The following is a 2548-nucleotide window of genomic DNA, read 5'->3' as shown; positions in this document are numbered from 1 at the left end:
GAACTGGGTGTTACCTGAAGCGCCGGGAAGAAAAAGCAATTTGAGCGGTGTATTCAGCATGTGTTGTGCGCAGCTCCTAAGGGTTTAGTCATGATTAGCCTGCTACTCCATGCAGTCCATTCGTTCGAGCTTGGCCAGGATCAAGGCCACCGCTTGGCGCCATTGGTTTCGCCCTGGACCTCCTCGGGCACAAAGAGCGCTGCCCCGCTCGATTTGGTCAAGTTCGCCATGAGAACACGAGAGCAGCGGCTCGCCTACGCGACCTTGCATTGGCTCACTGCTGCGAGACTGCATTGAGCGCGGGCCGGCCGATCCAGGGGCAGCTCAACCCCTTGGGTGGGAAGGCAACTCGTTGGCACGTCTGCAAGAAGACGCGCTCCTGTCCGGTTATACTCGCGCGCCGATTTTCTACTTGGACAGACCAATGAACAAAGCCGAACTGATCGCCGCCGTTGCCGACTCCGCGGACCTGCCGAAGACGACCGCCACCATGGTAGTGGACGCCTTCACCACGGCCATCACCGGCGCCTTGCAGCAGGGCGAGAATGTCGCCCTGGTCGGTTTCGGCACCTTCGAGGTGAAGGAGCGCGCCGCCCGCGAAGGTCGCAACCCGCAGACCGGGGCCGCGATCCAGATCGCTGCCGCCAAGCTGCCGGGCTTCAAGCCAGGCAAGGGCCTGAAAGACGCCCTGAACTGACTCCCTGCCGGCCTCATCCTGCATTGAGCGCTGGCGCCCAGCAGGGGGCAACTATCCTTGGATGGGAAGGACAGGCCTGAACAGAGGAGGGCCGGGCAGGCAAGAAAGGCGGATCACCCTGGCTGGCCGCTCCTGATCATGAGGCTCCATGTCTGGCCTGCAACTGGCTGGTGCTCTTCACTCCCCCAGCCCCTCACCTGCCTGCCTCACTTCATGGCCGCCGCTACTTCCGCCTTCCTCACCAACTGCACGAACTCGCTGCGGTAGCCGTAGAGGTCTTCGCCCTTGTTGCTGTTGGCCAGTTTGATGGCATCCTGGTAGCTCCAGTTACCGCTGTACTGGCCGCCCTTCAGCAGTTCGGCGAAGCCGGCCACCGCCGTGGCGAAGGCCGTTTCGCGGGCCATTCTCGCCGACAGTTCACCGCCATCGATTGGGATCGGGGTGGTGATCAGGCGCGAGCTGCTTTCTTCCGGCAGTTTGTAGCGGATCTTCAGGAAGCCGTATTCACGGGCGTGGCCCTCGGCGGCCGGCTGCTGCGGCTGGTAGCGCGAGGGTTCGAGTAGGCCGCTGGCGCCACCGGCCGGGGTGATTTCGTAGATGGCGGTGACGCGGTGGCCGGCGCCGATGTCGCCGGCATCCACCTTGTCGTTGTTGAAGTCTTCCTGTTTGAGGGCGCGGGTTTCGTAGCCGAGCAGGCGGTATTCGCTGACGGCCTGCGGGTTGAACTCCAGTTGCAGCTTCACGTCCTTGGCGATGGGGAACAGGGTGGAGCCGGCTTCGTCCACCAGTACCTTCTGCGCTTCGCCCAGGGTGTCGATGTAGGCAGCCACGCCGTTGCCGTTTTGCGCCAGCGCCTGCATCAGCTGGTCATGGTAGTTGCCCTGGCCGAAGCCGAGCACCGACAGGTAGATGCCTTCGTCACGCTGGCGCTCGATGAAGCCCTGCAGCTCCGCGTTGCTGGTGATGCCGACGTTGAAGTCGCCGTCGGTGGCGAGGATCACCCGGTTCACCGCGTCCTTATTGAAGCTGGAACGGGCCAGCTGGTAAGCCAGCTGGATGCCTTCGCCACCGGCGGTGGAGCCGCCGGCACTGAGGCGGTCGAGGGCGGCGAGGATCTTCTGCTTCTCGCTGGCCTGCGTGGGTTCCAGCACGGTGCCGGCCGCGCCAGCGTAGACAACGATGGCAACGGTATCGCTCGGCTGCAGCTGGCTGAGCAGCAGGCCCATGGACTGCTTGACCAGCGGCAGCTTGTCCGGGCTGTTCATCGAGCCGGAGACATCCAGCAGGAACACCAGGTTGCTGGCCGGGTGCTGCGCGCGCGGCAGTTCATAACCATGGATGCCGATGTGCAGCAGCTTGTTGCCCGGCTTCCACGGCGAGTCGGTCACCGTCACCGTGGCTTTGAATGGGGTTTCCCGGCTGTCCGGCAATGGGTAGTCGTAGTCGAAGTAGTTGAGCATCTCCTCGAGCCGCACGGCGTCCTTCTGCGGCAGCAGGCCTTGGTTGAGCTGGCGGCGCACGAAGCTGTAGGAGGCGGTGTCTACGTCCACCGAGAAGGTGGAGACCGGCTCGGCAGCGACGCTCTTCACCGGGCTGGGATCGACCGCCTCGAAACGCTCGCGGCCGACTTCCTGATACTGGGCAGGCGGCGACACTTCCGCCAGCGGCGGTGCGGCAGCCACCATCTTGCGGCTGGCCTGCGGCGCAGATGGCCTGGGCTGGGTGATTGTCGGAGCCGGTGCGCTGCCCACGCTGCCCATTTCCTGGCTGACGGAGTCGGCCATGGCCTGGCCCTTCGCCAGTCCGGCCACGGCTTCGCGTTCGGCTGCAGCATTCTCTGCCTGACGCCTT

Annotated in this window: 2 protein-coding genes; one reads left to right on the top strand and one right to left on the bottom strand. The window is 64.3% G+C overall.

The annotated features are described in order from the left end of the window. The first annotated feature begins 424 nt into the window (after window positions 1-424). Window positions 425-697 (top strand): HU family DNA-binding protein, encoded by a 273-nt coding sequence (locus ACYVD0_RS09630; RefSeq protein WP_460426625.1) that lies wholly within the window; start codon window positions 425-427, stop codon window positions 695-697. Between the two features lie 206 nt (window positions 698-903). On the opposite strand, the gene ACYVD0_RS09625 is transcribed toward ACYVD0_RS09630, so the two are convergent. Next, window positions 904-2548: vWA domain-containing protein (locus tag ACYVD0_RS09625; RefSeq protein ID WP_460426624.1), on the bottom strand; the 1645-nt coding region annotated here is incomplete at its 5' end.

It is taken from the genome of Azotobacter armeniacus (assembly GCF_054779355.1).
The sequence above is the reverse complement of the archived record's forward strand: the minus strand, read 5'-3'. Positions and strand labels throughout refer to the sequence as shown.

Excerpts from the sequence above, each read along its gene's own strand:
- ACYVD0_RS09630 (WP_460426625.1), top strand. The coding sequence starts at position 425 with ATGAACAAAGCCGAACTGATCGCCGCCGTTGCCGACTCCGCGGACCTG.